At 71.1% G+C, this 12,315-nt stretch carries 12 protein-coding genes and 1 tRNA gene; 4 read left to right on the plus strand and 9 right to left on the minus strand.

Features of this window, described 5'->3' with window-relative positions; translation table 11 throughout:
• Positions 1-21: 21 nt before the first annotated feature.
• The gene (locus AC0NZN_RS01990) at positions 22-1,728 is read left to right on the plus strand and encodes an amidohydrolase (protein ID WP_474590586.1); all 1,707 of its coding nucleotides are present in this window, start codon (positions 22-24) and stop codon (positions 1,726-1,728) included.
• A 55-nt stretch (positions 1,729-1,783) separates the two neighbouring features.
• Here the strand turns inward: AC0NZN_RS01990 and AC0NZN_RS01995 are convergent, their stop codons facing one another.
• The 4 genes from AC0NZN_RS01995 to AC0NZN_RS02010 are packed head-to-tail and all read right to left on the minus strand — an operon-like array spanning position 1,784 to position 7,284.
• Positions 1,784-2,893 carry a zinc-binding metallopeptidase family protein gene (locus tag AC0NZN_RS01995; RefSeq protein ID WP_474590747.1) on the minus strand — a complete coding sequence of 370 codons (1,110 nt, stop codon included), beginning with the start codon at positions 2,891-2,893 and terminating at the stop codon, positions 1,784-1,786.
• 50 nt (positions 2,894-2,943) lie between these two features.
• Positions 2,944-4,581, minus strand: a complete 1,638-nt coding sequence (locus AC0NZN_RS02000; protein ID WP_474590587.1) for an acyl-CoA dehydrogenase family protein — start codon at positions 4,579-4,581, stop codon at positions 2,944-2,946.
• 43 nt (positions 4,582-4,624) lie between these two features.
• Entirely contained in the window at positions 4,625-6,730 is a 2,106-nt protein-coding gene (locus AC0NZN_RS02005) for a bifunctional polysaccharide deacetylase/glycosyltransferase family 2 protein (protein ID WP_474590588.1), read from the minus strand.
• Between the two features lie 53 nt (positions 6,731-6,783).
• The gene (locus AC0NZN_RS02010) at positions 6,784-7,284 is read right to left on the minus strand and encodes a hypothetical protein (RefSeq protein ID WP_474590589.1); all 501 of its coding nucleotides are present in this window, start codon (positions 7,282-7,284) and stop codon (positions 6,784-6,786) included.
• Between the two features lie 139 nt (positions 7,285-7,423).
• On the opposite strand from AC0NZN_RS02010, the gene AC0NZN_RS02015 reads away from it, so the two are divergent.
• The gene (locus AC0NZN_RS02015) at positions 7,424-7,948 is read left to right on the plus strand and encodes a GNAT family N-acetyltransferase (protein WP_474590590.1); all 525 of its coding nucleotides are present in this window, start codon (positions 7,424-7,426) and stop codon (positions 7,946-7,948) included.
• Positions 7,949-7,962: 14 nt separating this feature from the next.
• Here the strand turns inward: AC0NZN_RS02015 and AC0NZN_RS02020 are convergent, their stop codons facing one another.
• Positions 7,963-9,120 carry a S1C family serine protease gene (locus AC0NZN_RS02020; RefSeq protein WP_474590591.1) on the minus strand — a complete coding sequence of 386 codons (1,158 nt, stop codon included), beginning with the start codon at positions 9,118-9,120 and terminating at the stop codon, positions 7,963-7,965.
• 217 nt (positions 9,121-9,337) lie between these two features.
• Between AC0NZN_RS02020 and AC0NZN_RS02025 the strand changes: the two genes are divergently transcribed.
• Positions 9,338-9,413, plus strand: a tRNA-Ala gene (locus AC0NZN_RS02025).
• Positions 9,414-9,503: 90 nt separating this feature from the next.
• Positions 9,504-9,929, plus strand: coding sequence for a VOC family protein (locus tag AC0NZN_RS02030; protein WP_474590592.1), 426 nt, complete (start codon positions 9,504-9,506; stop codon positions 9,927-9,929).
• Position 9,930: 1 nt separating this feature from the next.
• Here the strand turns inward: AC0NZN_RS02030 and rsfS are convergent, their stop codons facing one another.
• From rsfS to AC0NZN_RS02050, 4 genes are read right to left on the minus strand one after another with little or no spacing between them, the layout of a single operon-like run.
• Positions 9,931-10,320, minus strand: a complete 390-nt coding sequence (rsfS, locus tag AC0NZN_RS02035; protein WP_474590593.1) for a ribosome silencing factor — start codon at positions 10,318-10,320, stop codon at positions 9,931-9,933.
• On the minus strand, positions 10,317-11,462 hold the full coding sequence (locus AC0NZN_RS02040) for a hypothetical protein (protein ID WP_474590594.1): 1,146 nt from the start codon (positions 11,460-11,462) through the stop codon (positions 10,317-10,319). Before AC0NZN_RS02040 ends, rsfS begins: the two co-directional genes overlap by 4 nt.
• Complete coding sequence (gene nadD, locus AC0NZN_RS02045) at positions 11,459-12,055, minus strand: nicotinate-nucleotide adenylyltransferase (RefSeq protein WP_474590595.1); 597 nt, start codon at positions 12,053-12,055, stop codon at positions 11,459-11,461. Before nadD ends, AC0NZN_RS02040 begins: the two co-directional genes overlap by 4 nt.
• An 8-nt stretch (positions 12,056-12,063) precedes the next feature.
• The gene (locus AC0NZN_RS02050) at positions 12,064-12,288 is read right to left on the minus strand and encodes a hypothetical protein (protein WP_474590596.1); all 225 of its coding nucleotides are present in this window, start codon (positions 12,286-12,288) and stop codon (positions 12,064-12,066) included.
• Between the last annotated feature and the right edge of the window lie 27 nt (positions 12,289-12,315).

Genomic DNA, 12,315 nt, shown 5'->3' on the forward strand with positions numbered 1-12,315 from the left:
ATCACGGAAGGACGAACCGGCATGGCGGCCATCGACACGCTCATCACCCGGGCGCGCGTGCGCACCTTCGACCCCGCTCAGCCGTGGGCCGAGGTCGTCGGGATCGAGGACGACCGCGTCGTGTACATCGGCTCCGCCGCCGACGCGCCCGCTGCGCGCCGCACGATCGACGCCGGCGGTCGCCTTGTGACCCCGGGCGTCATCGACAGCCACAACCACCTCCTGCTCGGATTCGACGAGGATGCCGTGAGCCTGGAGGGTGCGCACGACCTCGGCGAGGTGCGCCGGCGCATCGGCGCGTTCGCCGCGTGCCGTCCCGACCTGGACTGGATCTGCGCCGAGAACGCTGTGTACTCGATCGTGCAGAACCGGCGGCCGGATGCCGCTGACCTGGCGGGACTCACCGACCGCCCGATCTTCGTGACCACCTACGACCAGCACTCCGTGTGGCTGAACCGTGCGGCGCTGCAGACACTCGGCATCCTCTCCGGCGGCGACATCGCGTGGGGACGCCCCGAGCGCGACGAGCTCACCGGCGAGCCGACCGGATGGGTCACCGACTTCTACACGAGCGCCATGACCGAGGCGGGGCTCGCGCAGCTGCAGCGCGACATCCCGATGTACTCCCCCGCCCGTCGCTATCGCAAACTCCGGTCGAGCATGCGCATGGCGACCGCACTCGGCATCACGACCGTCGTCGAGCCGCAGGTTCCCCTCGCCGAGCTCCCGCTGTTCGAGCAGGCACGGGCCGAGGGAGCGCTGAGCTCCCGCGTGATCGCCGCGCTCTTCCATCCGGTCGGCGCCGACGGCGACTTCCGCCGTCGCCTCCGCGAGACGATCGCCGGGTTCGCCCGCGACCCGCTGCTCCGGGTGGGACCCGTCAAGCTCTATGCCGACGACGTCATCGAGCCCCACACGGCGCTCATGCTCGAGGACTATGCGAACCGGCCGGGCCGGCGCGGACGGCCGAGCTACCCGGGCCGCGAGCTCGTCGACGTCATCACGGAGCTCGACCGGCTGGGACTTCAGACCCACACGCATGCCACGGGGGATGCCGGCATCCGTCTCGCCCTGGACGCCATCGAGAACGCCCAGCGCGTCAACGCAACGATGGACCGGCGTCACGGCGTCGTCCACGTCGAGTGCCTGCATCCCGACGATCTCGTCCGCTTCCGTCAGCTGGGCGTGACCGCGGCCATGCAGCCCCGCCACTGCTCTCCGGATCTCGTGGCCGGGACCTGGATGGACAACGTCGGCGAGGAGCGCTGGGACCGGGCGTGGCGGTTCAAGAGCCTTCTCGACTCGGGCGCGACGGTCGCGTTCTCGAGCGACTGGCAGGTCGGCGAGATGGATCCGCTCGTCGGCGTCTTCTCCGCCGCGACCCGGGCGGCGCTCGACGGGACGGATGCCTGGACCCCCGCCGAACGGGTCGGCATCGACCGCTCGCTGGAGGCCTACACGGTCCACGGAGCGCGGGCGTGGCACGCGGAGGACAGCCTCGGGACCCTCCGCCCCGGCATGGCCGCCGACGTGGTCGTGTGGTCGAGCGACCTCTACGCCCACGAGGAGGACCCGCACGGCCTCCTCGGCGAGCACGCGGAAGTCACGATGGTCGGCGGGCGCGTCGCGCACTCGCGTGGCGCGGTGACGGATGCCGTCGGCGCGGCGCCGGCCGCCGACCCGGCGGCTACCGGCCACAGTGACGACCCGCACGGCCACGAACGCTGAGAAGCGCTGTCCGACTCGCCTCGGTCGGTCGTTGGCCTGACGGAGCCGTTGGCCGTCAGCCGATGCGCTCCTCGGCGCCTGCGGTCGCGAGCGCCGGGCCGCCCGCGGTCGCGAGGGTGTACTGCTCCTCCGCGGTGAGTGGGGCACGCGTGACGATGTCGTGCACGAACGCCAGCTTGTGCCGCACCGGCGCGACGATCGTGAACGGATAGAGGTCGCCGAAGCCCATCGACCGGTTGATGCGGTTGAACCCCTGCGACATCCACTCCCAGTCGGCGAGCAGCCGCTGGATCGGCTCGTGCTCGTACGATCCCAGCGGGATGACGTCGGTGTCGCGCAGATTCGTCGCGGTCGCATCCAGATGGATGCCGAGCATCGCCGCGGTCTGCAGGGTGCCCGTGATGTGCAGGTAGTGGGCGAAGGTCTCGGCGAAGTCCTCCCACGGATGCATCGTCGCGTACTCGGAGATGAACGACTCGTTCCAGTCCGGCGGCGCGCCGAGCTTGTAGTGGCGCTGCAGCGCCTCGCGGTAGCTCGTCCGCTCGTCGCCGAACAGCTCGCGACACTGGCCCCACAGCGCGTCGTCGGTGAGCAGCACCCGCTGGTAGTAGTGGCCGACTTCGTGACGCAGATGCCCGAGCATCGTGCGGTACGGCTCCCCCAGCCGCACGCGCAGCGCCTCGCGCCGATCGTCGAGGCTCTCGGCGAGGTCGATCGTGATGATGCCGTTGGCGTGGCCGATCGTGACGCGCTTGCCGTCGGAGAGGCTCGAGATGAGGTCGAAGCCGAGACCGCCCGGTGCGAGGTCCCAGCCGACCATCGGCAGGCCGAGGTCCGCCAGCTGCAGGATCAGGCGGCGCTTCGCCTCCTCCGTCTTGGCGAGCTTCTCGAGGGCGACGGTGTCGTCCGCGGCGGGACGGCGGCGCGTGAGCCGGCAGGAGAAGCAGCGGCCCGCGGGCGCGTTCTCCCACACCAGCCAGTTGCAGTCCCACTCCCGATTGGAGCACGGGTACCAGGTCTGCCCGTCGATGGCGACCTGACCGTGGCGGATGCCGTAGAACTCGCGGCTCGGCATGTGGTAGCCGATCTCCGCCTCGCAGCTGGGGCACGCCAAGGTGTCGAGGTAGACGAAATGGCGGCAGTGCGGACAGCGCGGCTGTGTCATCACGCTCTCACCGTAGCGTGACATTCGCCTGACGAATCCGACGCCGCCCGTCAGTGACGTTCGAGGATGGCGGCGGCATCCGTCGCGGCCGGCAGCACGCCGTACTGCGCCCCTCGGTCCTCGCCCATCCGCGCGGCGATGAACGTGTGGGCGTTCCGGCCGGGCGCGTGCCTGAGCATGAGCGATCCCTGGAGGGCGAGGCCGAGCGCCTCCGTGAGGCGGCGCGCCTGGGCCTGCGCGGCATCCGGATCCCCCGCGATCTCGGCCAGGAGGGCGAGAGTGCGGCCGACGTGCGCATCCAGCACCGGATTCTCCCCGCGGGTCATCGCGAGCTCGGCGCGCAGCGCGTCGGCCGAGTCGGTGTCGCGTGCGAGCGCGCGCAGCACGTCCAGCGCGATGACGTTGCCCGAGCCCTCCCAGATCGCCATGACCGGCTGCTCGCGGTAGCGGCGGGCGAGCGGGAAGGATTCGGTGTAGCCGTTGCCGCCGAGACACTCCATCGCCTCGTACGCGTGGTGCGGACCGCGCTTGCACACCCAGTACTTGAGGGCCGGCGTGGCCAGGCGGCGCCAGGCGGTGTCGTGCTCCGAAGCGTCCTGCTCGAACGCCTGCGCGAGGCGCAGACCCGCGAGCATCGCCGCCTCCGATTCGAGCGCGAGGTCGGCGAGGACCGCCGTCATTGCGGGCTGGTCGACGAGAAGCGCGCCGAAGGCCGAGCGGTGCCGGGTGTGCCACAGCGCCTCGGCGACCGACTGCCGCATCCCCGCGGCGCTGCCGAGCACGCAGTCCAGCCGCGTGCGCTGGACCATCTCGATGATCGCCCGCACGCCGCGGCCCGGCTCCCCGACGAGGGTCGCGATCGTGCCATCGAACTCGACCTCCGACGACGCGTTCGACCTGTTGCCGAGCTTGTCCTTCAGACGCTGGATGCGGAACGGATTGCGCGTTCCGTCGTCGAGGACGCGCGGCACGAACAGGCACGACAGCCCTTCGTCCGTGCCGCCGCTGCGCGTCTGCGCGAGCACGAGGAACGCATCCGACATGGGCGCCGAGCAGAACCACTTGTGCCCGTCGAGCTGGTAGCTGCGTCCGCCGAGGCTCACGCCCTCGCTGCGGTTGGCGCGCACGTCCGATCCGCCGTGCTTCTCGGTCATCGCCATGCCGACCAGCACGCCGTTCTTCTCGGCGGCGGGGAGCAGGCGGGGATCGTACTCCCGGGTGAGCAGGCGCGGCATCCATTCGTCCGCGATCCAGGGCGAGCCCTCCAGGGAGGCCACCGCCGCGTGGGTCATGGAGATCGGGCACGCGTGACCGGGCTCCACCTGCGCGAACAGCATGAACGTGGCCGCGCGGGCGACGCCGGACCCCGTCCGCGGATCGGCCCAGCCCGCGGTGTGCGCGCCGTGAGCGACCGCCTGAGCGATCACCCGATGGTACGACTCGTCGTAGTCGACCTCGTCGATGCGTGCGCCGTACCGGTCCCACACGCGGGCGACCGGCGGGTGCACGTCGGCACGCTCTGCATCGCGCTGGAAGTCCCCGGAGCCGACGAGCGCGCCGACCTCGTGCAGGCCATCGCTCGCCCAGTCCGCGCCGAAGATGCGCACCGCCTCGGTCAGGGCGACGTTGGCCCCGAACTCGTTGAGATCGACACGCGGAGGCGGCTGGTTCGTGGGTTCGGTGCTCATTGCGGCGGGGCTCCTCTCGCCCGAGTCGCAGGGACGGCCCGGCTCAACTCGACACTGTCACGCCATCTCCGGCTGGGGCGCGCAGCGTTCCGTAACGCTCCATCCGGTGCCACCTCAGCCGGCGCCCCGCGAACGCGGTGAAGACGGACTGGATGACCACGAGGTACATCAGCTGACGGTACACGACCTGCTGGAGGGGCAGAGTCCACAGCGGGCCCGGCGATTCGCGGTCGAGGAAGAATGCGTAGGCAGCCGCGAGGGTCTGCACGAGGAGGAAGGCGAACCACAGGCCGATGATCTTCACCGGATCGAGGAAGAACAGGCCGTAGAGCGCGAAGAGGTCCACGACGGGAGCCAGGAGCGGCATGAGCACCTGGAGGATCAGCAGGTACACGAGACCGCGGCGCCCGAGCTTGCCCGCGGCGCCGCCCTGCGCGATCGCGCCGCGGTGCTTGAACATCGCCTGGAGCGTGCCGTAGCACCAGCGGTACCGCTGCTTCCACAGAGCGCCGAGGGTGGCAGGCACCTCCGTCCAGGCGCGAGCATCCTCGCAGTAGACCACGCGCCACTCGTCGCGCAGGAGCGACATCGTGAGGTCGGTGTCCTCGGCCAGGGTGTCGTCGCTCACTCCCCCGACCGCGCGCAGCGCGGACCGCCGGAACGCGCCGATGGCACCGGGCACCGTCGGCATGCACCGGGCCACGTCGAACAGGCGCCGATCGAGATTGAAGCCGACGACGTACTCGATGTGCTGCCAGCGGCCGAGGATGCCCTCGCGGTTGGCGACCTTCGTGTTGCCCGAGATCGCGCCGACGGCGGGGTCGGCGAACGGCTGCACCAGCCGTGTGACGGTCTCCGGCTCGAAGACCGTGTCTCCGTCGACCATGACGACGAGCTCGTGGCTCGCGGCCGCGATCCCCGTGTTGAGCGCGGAGGGCTTGCCGCCGTTCGCCTGGCGGATGACACGGACGCAGGGGAGGCGCATCCGCTCGACGATGGCCGCGGTGTCGTCCGTCGAGCCGTCGTCGACGACGATGATCTCGACAGGATGCGTCGACGCGGCGATCGAGCGGACCGATGCCTCGATCCCCGCCGCTTCGTTGTACGCGGGGACGATCACGGTGACGGGGTCCAGAACCGGCACGCGCGACGCCGACCCGCCGGCGCCGCCGCGGGGTCTGCGGCGCGAGGTGTAGGCATGCCGCGCGGCGACGACGATGACGAGGGCCGACCGGATGAGGATGACGACTCCGCTGAGCATGAGCAGCCACGCGACGACCTGGACGACCCCGTCGCTGATGCGGACCGTCCACCCGAAGGCGCCCGCCTCGACACGTTCGGCCGTCGTGGCCGGGCGCATGGTGCGGGTGAGGCCGGTAGCCGCGCCCGCCGTCGTCACCGTGAATCCGCGCGCCTTGAGCTCCGGCAGGAGGCGTTCCAGCGCGGCCACGGTCTGGCTCCGGTCGCCTCCGCCGTCGTGCATGAGCAGCACCTGGCCCGCGGTTCCCGCGGGCGTCGCATTGCGGACGATCGTGTCGACGCCCGGACGCCGCCAGTCCTCGCTGTCGATCGTGCTGAGGACCGTGACGTAGCCGACCGAACCCGCCTCCTGGATCGCACGCCACGTGGCATCGGTGACCGCCGAGTTCTCCGAGCTGTACGGAGGGCGCAGCAGGGCGGACGTCTCCCCCGTCGCATCCACGACGGCCTGCTGGCCGCCTTGCAGCTCGAGCTGCCGACGCCACGCGGGAGCGGTGCCGAGATCGACATGGGTCAGCGTATGGACTCCGACCTCGTTGCCTGCGGCGACGATGCTCCGCACGATGTCGGGGTGTCCGATCGCCTGCTCCCCGACGACGAAGAAGGTGGCGTGCACGCCGTTGCGGCGGAGCACGTCGAGGATCGCCGGCGTCCAGGCCGGGTCCGGTCCGTCGTCGAACGTGAGCGCGATCGTGCCACCCCGCGGAGCCAGCGTGCGGACGCCGTCGTGAGTCGCGATGATCGGACCGCCCTGGGAGACGCCGGCGGGAACCCCGGCGGCGGATCCGCCGGTTCCGAGGCCGTCGTCGCTGACACCGGCCAGGTGGTGCGTATACCCCTGGACGACCAGCGCGATCGCGAGGAATGCGAGCACGGCCGTCAGCGCCACCCAATGCGAGCGTGGCCTCACGGTCCGCCGGGCATCCCGTCGGGAGGCGCGACTCACGGCTTCCCGGGCGGGGTCGGCTGCACGGTGTGCTTCGGCGCCGCGCCGCTGCGGCCCGGCGAGGTCGCGGTGGGGCTCGGAGTCGGCGCCGCAGGGGCCGGTGTCGCCGCGGGTGCCGGATGGGCCGACGGCGCCGCCGACGCGACCGGCGGGGCCGCGGGGCCGGTGGATCGACCGGGCGTCGCGACGCCGGGGGTCGCGGACGAGGCCGGGGAAGCGTGCGACGTCGGGGTCGGAGTGACGACCGGATGGGCGGGCGAACCGGCGACAGGCGGCTGCAGCCCCGGCAGGAGCGGGGCACCGACCCCGGGGACTCCCACCACTGCCAGTACCAGGAACGCCGCGTAGCCGACGACGCCGACGACGACCGCGCAGACCACCATCCGGAGGCGGCGCGACCGGCGACCGGACGGGTCCACGAACACGGCTTCGCTCGCGGCGGCGTTCGCGGCCGCGGCGAGTCGTGCTTCGCGTCGGGTCGCGGGCGGCTCAGTCATGCGGGCAATCGTCCTCAGGGGGAGTCGGACCCGTCGAGGATAGCGCAGCCCCCTGAACCGCGCCTGGACCAGCGCTGGGCGCAGCGCGGCCGATCGGCGCAACGTCCCGCGCGCGGCACGCGCGTGGAACAGTGGATGCGTGGCACCCCGCATCCGACTCGTCCAGCCGACCGACGACAGCGTCCTGGCGGAGCTGCAGGCCCGCAATCGCGAGTTCCTGGCGCCGTGGGATCCGCTTCGGCCCGATGAGTACTTCACGATCGGTGGCCAGCGCGCCGACGTCGAGTCCGCCCTCGCGCGCCACCGCCTGGGTGAGGCGGTGCCGTTCGTCGTCCTCGACGACGACGGCGAGGTCGCGGGTCGCCTCACTCTCAGCACGATCGTCCGGGGTGCGTTCCAGTCATGCAGCATGGGGTACTGGCTGTCGCAGGACCGGACCGGCAGGGGTTACGCGACCCAGGCGGTGAATGACGCCGTGACGCTCGCATTCACCGAGTTCGGACTCCACCGCGTCCAGGCCGCCACCCTCGTGTCGAACACCGCATCCCAGAACGTCCTCCGCCGTGCCGGCTTCGAGCGCTTCGGCCTCGCCCCGCGCTACCTGCGCATCGCGGGGCGCTGGCAGGACCACATCCTGTTCCAGCGGCTGAACGGTGAGGACTGACGCCTCGCCGCGTTTCAGGAGGGCGGCAGCTGCAGCGTGACGTCCGCGGTGCGCGTCTGGCCGTCGCGCACGTAGGTCACCTTGACGCCGTCGCCCGCCTTGGTCGTCATCACGGTGTGGGTGAGCACATCCGGACTCGTCGCGGGTGTGCCGTCGACCTCGGTGATGACGTCGCCTGCTTGGAGCCCGGCCTCCGCCGACGGACCCCCCTCGACGACCGAGATGACGTAGAGGCCGTCGGTGACATTCAGCTTCTGCGCGGCGGCGGGCGGGATGGGGGCCACCGAGATCCCGAAGTACGGGTAGGTCACGTGACCCGTCGCGATGATCTGGTCGACGAGGCTCTTCGCGAAGTCCGACGGGATCGCGAATCCGATGCCCACGCTTCCGCCCCCCGACTGACCGGCCGAGTTCGGCACCGTGGCGATCGCGGAGTTGATGCCGATCAGATCGCCGGCGCAGTTCACGAGCGCACCGCCCGAGTTTCCGGGGTTGATCGACGCGTCGGTCTGGATGGCGTTGGCGAGGATGGCAGTCTGCCCGTTGTCGCTCGGCACGGGCACCGTCCGGCCGATGGCGCTGATGATGCCGGAGGTCACCGTGCCCGACAGACCGAGCGGCGCGCCGAGCGCGACCACCGGCTGCCCGACGAGCACTTTCGCCGAATCGCCCCACGGCACGGTCGGCAGCGACGCGGACGCCGTGACCTTGAGCACCGCGATGTCGGCGCGCGGGTCGCGGCCCACCAGTTGGGCCGGCATCGACACGCCGCCCGACGTGAGGATCGAGATCGTGCCGCCGTCGACGGCGGGCGCGATCACGTGGTTGTTGGTGACGATGTAACCGTCCGGGCGAATGATCTCCCCCGTGCCGGTGCCTCCCCCGGCCGACCCGACAGCCGCCACCGTGACGACGGCGGGGAGCACCTCATCCGAGACCGCGACCGCGTCGCAGACGTTGCCGGTCGGGGCCGTCGTGCTCGTCGTCTGCGCAGCGGGCGACACCGCGCTGGAGCGGCCGACACCCCATCCGGCGAGTGCGCCGACGATGAGGGCCGCGACCACCCCCACCACGGCCCAGATCCATCCCGAACGTCGGGCCCGCGGCGGCCGGCCCTGCGGCTGCTGGACAGGCTGCGGCTGCTGGACTGACTGCGGCTCATTCTCCGACATGTGCGATCCCCCCGGCTCGTGCAATGCCCGCTTCGGGTCTACACCCCGCGTCAGGCGGCGTGCAACCGAACACGGGACGAACGGGACGAGAAGTGACACACCAACGGCATCCATCGGCCTGCTCACCGCCACGCCGAATCGCCCCCGCCCGATTTCGTCGCGCACCCATCGATGCAGTACGCTTGATGAGTTGCCCGGAGCGATCCGAGCAGCGTCTGGGCCTGTGGCGCAGCTGGTAGCGCACCTGCATGGCATGCAGGGGGTCAGGGGTTCGAGTCCCCTCAGGTCCACCACCACACCGTCGGAATTCCACGGTTCTCCGCCGATTTCGGCTCTGGATGTCCGAGCTCTCGGATAGCTTCGTCCCATCGGACGGAGGCACCATGGCAGGACTCGGCAACATCACCTTCTACGCGAACGACCCGCAGCGGCTCGCTCGTTTCTGGGCCGGCGTGTTCGGGTACCCCGTGCAGGAGTTCGTCGACCCGCTCAAGCAGCAACTGCTGGATGCCGGGCTCACCGAGGACGACCTGGGGAAGGTCGGGATGGCCGAGGATCCCGCCGGGGTGGGACCCCGGTTCTTCTTCCACCACGCGGACGGCCCCAAGAGCGGGCGGAACCGACTCCACATCGACGTCTCGACGACGCCGGGGCGCCGTCCGATGCCCGAGGAGCTCGACGCGGAGCGCGACCGACTGGTCGGCCTGGGAGCGGAGGTCGTTCGGCTCGTGCACCAGATGTGGGGGCCGTGGCCCGAGCACTACTACCAGATGCGCGATCCCGAGGGGAACGAGTTCTGCCTGCAGTGAGTCAGCCCGCGGCGGGGCCCGCCGCCACCTGGCTGGAGATCTCGAGCGCCACCGTCGGGCAGTCCTTCCACAGGCGCTCGAGCCCGTAGTAGATGCGCTCCTCCTCGTGGAAGACATGCACCACGAGGTCGCCGAAGTCGAGCAGCACCCAGCGAGCCTCGTTGCGACCCTCCCGGCGCAGCCGCTTGTGCCCGGCGAGAAGCAGCTGCTCCTCGACCTCGTCGGCGATCGCCGCGACATTGCGCTCACTGCGTCCCGTGACGAGCAGGAAGACGTCGACGAGCGGCAGCGGCTCCGACACGTCGAGCGCGACGAGGTCCTCGCCGCCCTTCGCATCCGCGGCGCGGGCCGCGATCTGGGCCATCTCGATGCCCTGAGCGGAGGCGGTCATGAGGTGAACACCCCCGTGGCGAAGGCGACGACGAGCACGCCGACGAGTGCCAGCGCGAGGGCGCCGGCCGTGATGGCGAGTGTGAGCATGAGCCTGCTGTTCTTCTCGGGTGCGGGCGGGCGGATGAGGTCGTCCTGACCCTTCGCCGTGCTGATCGCCGCGCTGGCCGCGATCGGGGTCGGAGACGAGTGGACGGGCAGCTCGCCGTCGACGAGCGTCGCATCCACCTCCTTGCCGTCCGCCGCGCCCGGCACATGACCCATCGAGCCGAGGCCGTCGGGCAACGCGTACGTGCCGGTTACCAGGACTTCGCCGGTCGACGCGATCGGCGCCGAGATCGGCCCCGCCGTCGGATTCTGCGACACGATGAGCGTGTGGGGCGAGGCGACCGAGCCGTTCGTCGAGGTGTCACGGGAGAGGACGCCGTCGAACGACTCATCGCTCTGTGCGGGCGCGGATGCCGCTCCCCCAGGCTGCAGCGACGCGCCGAAGGCGCTGCTCACCGTGGGACGGTCGCTCTGGACCGGAGTGGACCCGCTGCCGAGCTTCGCCAGTGCGTCCGTGAACTCGTCGCGCTGCGGAGCGGGCGGCACGGTGAACGCGGGCGTCGGTGCGACGGGAGCCGGTGTCGGGTCCGCGGAGCCCGTCGGGGCCTCGTCTGCCGGCTCGAAGAGCGAGCGCAGTGACGATGCCGCGGTGAGCGGCTCGGGCTCCGTGGGACGGGGCGACGGCGAGGTGAGGGCTTGGCCGAATACGGGCGGCGTGGTGAGCGGCGCCGGCGCAGGCGTCGGTGCCGGCTCGGGCGTCGCCGGCGCGGCGGTTGTCGCCGCGTTGTGGGCGGCCGCCACCTCGGGGGTGATCACGGGCACCGATGCGGTGCGGATGCGCTCCTGCTGGCGCGCCTGGCGCCGCGTGAGGGGCGACACGCCGAGGTCGACGCTCGCGTCGGGGACGGGTGCCGGGGATACGGTCGCCGGCTCGGCCGGCCGCGGCAGCGGCGGAACCGGCGGGACGGCGACGGGCTGGGGTCCCGCGGCGGGCGCGGGTGCGGGCGTGATCGGCACAGCGCCGGTCTCGCGCTGCTGCTCGCGCATCCGCTTGCGCGTGAGCTGAGAAGTTTCTGACTGCTCAGGTGTGCTCATGCCTTGCTCCGATAGAGATGATGCTTCGCGATGTACTGGACGACACCGTCGGGAACGAGGTACCACACGGGGTGACCTCGGTCGACGCGATCCCGACAGTCTGTGGACGAGATCGCGAGGGCGGGAACCTCGAGCTGGCTGACGACGTGTTCGGGCAGGCCGTCGGTGCTCAGGACGTGCCCCGGCCGCGATACCGCGACGAAGTGTGCGAGTTCCCAGAGTTCATCATGGTCCCTCCAGCTGAGAATCTGCGCCACGGCGTCTGCACCCGTGATGAAGTAGAGCTCCGCATCCGGCCGCTGTGCCCGCAGGTCGCGGAGGGTGTCGATCGTGTAGGTGGGCCCCGGCCGGTCGATGTCCACCCTGCTCACGGTGAAACGAGGGTTGGATGCGGTGGCCACCACCGTCATCAGGTATCGGTGCTCGCTGTCGGTGACTTTGGCCTTCTGCCACGGCTCACCCGTGGGGACGAAGACGACCTCGTCGAGGTCGAAGGACTGCGCGACCTCGCTCGCCGCGACCAGGTGGCCATTGTGGATGGGATCGAAGGTCCCGCCCATGACCCCGATCCGCCGGGTCCGCGTCACCGTCATTCGGCTGCCTAGTGCCCGTGCCCCGTCTGCTGCAGTTCGTCCGCGTGAGCACGGGCGTACGCCTCAGCCTTGTGCGCGTGACGGTTGGAGACGTTGCGGTACGAGACGGTGACGAGCGCGAGGCACGCGAAGGTGGAGATCGCGATGATCGGGTACATGACCGTCTCGAGCATGACGTTGCCGGAGTGCCCGGCCTCGGCGGCGGCGAAGGCGATCAGTGTGGCGATGGACATCGGGGCTCCGTTTCGGGGTTCGGACGC

The organism is Microbacterium sp. sgz311019 (assembly GCF_056135325.1).

Excerpts from the sequence above, each read along its gene's own strand:
- AC0NZN_RS01995 (WP_474590747.1), bottom strand. The coding sequence starts at position 2,893 with ATGACACAGCCGCGCTGTCCGCACTGCCGCCATTTCGTCTACCTCGAC.
- nadD (WP_474590595.1), bottom strand. The coding sequence starts at position 12,055 with ATGACGGTGACGCGGACCCGGCGGATCGGGGTCATGGGCGGGACCTTC.
- AC0NZN_RS02010 (WP_474590589.1), bottom strand. The coding sequence starts at position 7,284 with ATGACTGAGCCGCCCGCGACCCGACGCGAAGCACGACTCGCCGCGGCC.
- AC0NZN_RS02000 (WP_474590587.1), bottom strand. The coding sequence starts at position 4,581 with ATGAGCACCGAACCCACGAACCAGCCGCCTCCGCGTGTCGATCTCAAC.
- AC0NZN_RS02030 (WP_474590592.1), top strand. The coding sequence starts at position 9,504 with ATGGCAGGACTCGGCAACATCACCTTCTACGCGAACGACCCGCAGCGG.
- rsfS (WP_474590593.1), bottom strand. The coding sequence starts at position 10,320 with ATGACCGCCTCCGCTCAGGGCATCGAGATGGCCCAGATCGCGGCCCGC.
- AC0NZN_RS02040 (WP_474590594.1), bottom strand. The coding sequence starts at position 11,462 with ATGAGCACACCTGAGCAGTCAGAAACTTCTCAGCTCACGCGCAAGCGG.
- AC0NZN_RS01990 (WP_474590586.1), top strand. The coding sequence starts at position 22 with ATGGCGGCCATCGACACGCTCATCACCCGGGCGCGCGTGCGCACCTTC.
- AC0NZN_RS02020 (WP_474590591.1), bottom strand. The coding sequence starts at position 9,120 with ATGTCGGAGAATGAGCCGCAGTCAGTCCAGCAGCCGCAGCCTGTCCAG.
- AC0NZN_RS02050 (WP_474590596.1), bottom strand. The coding sequence starts at position 12,288 with ATGTCCATCGCCACACTGATCGCCTTCGCCGCCGCCGAGGCCGGGCAC.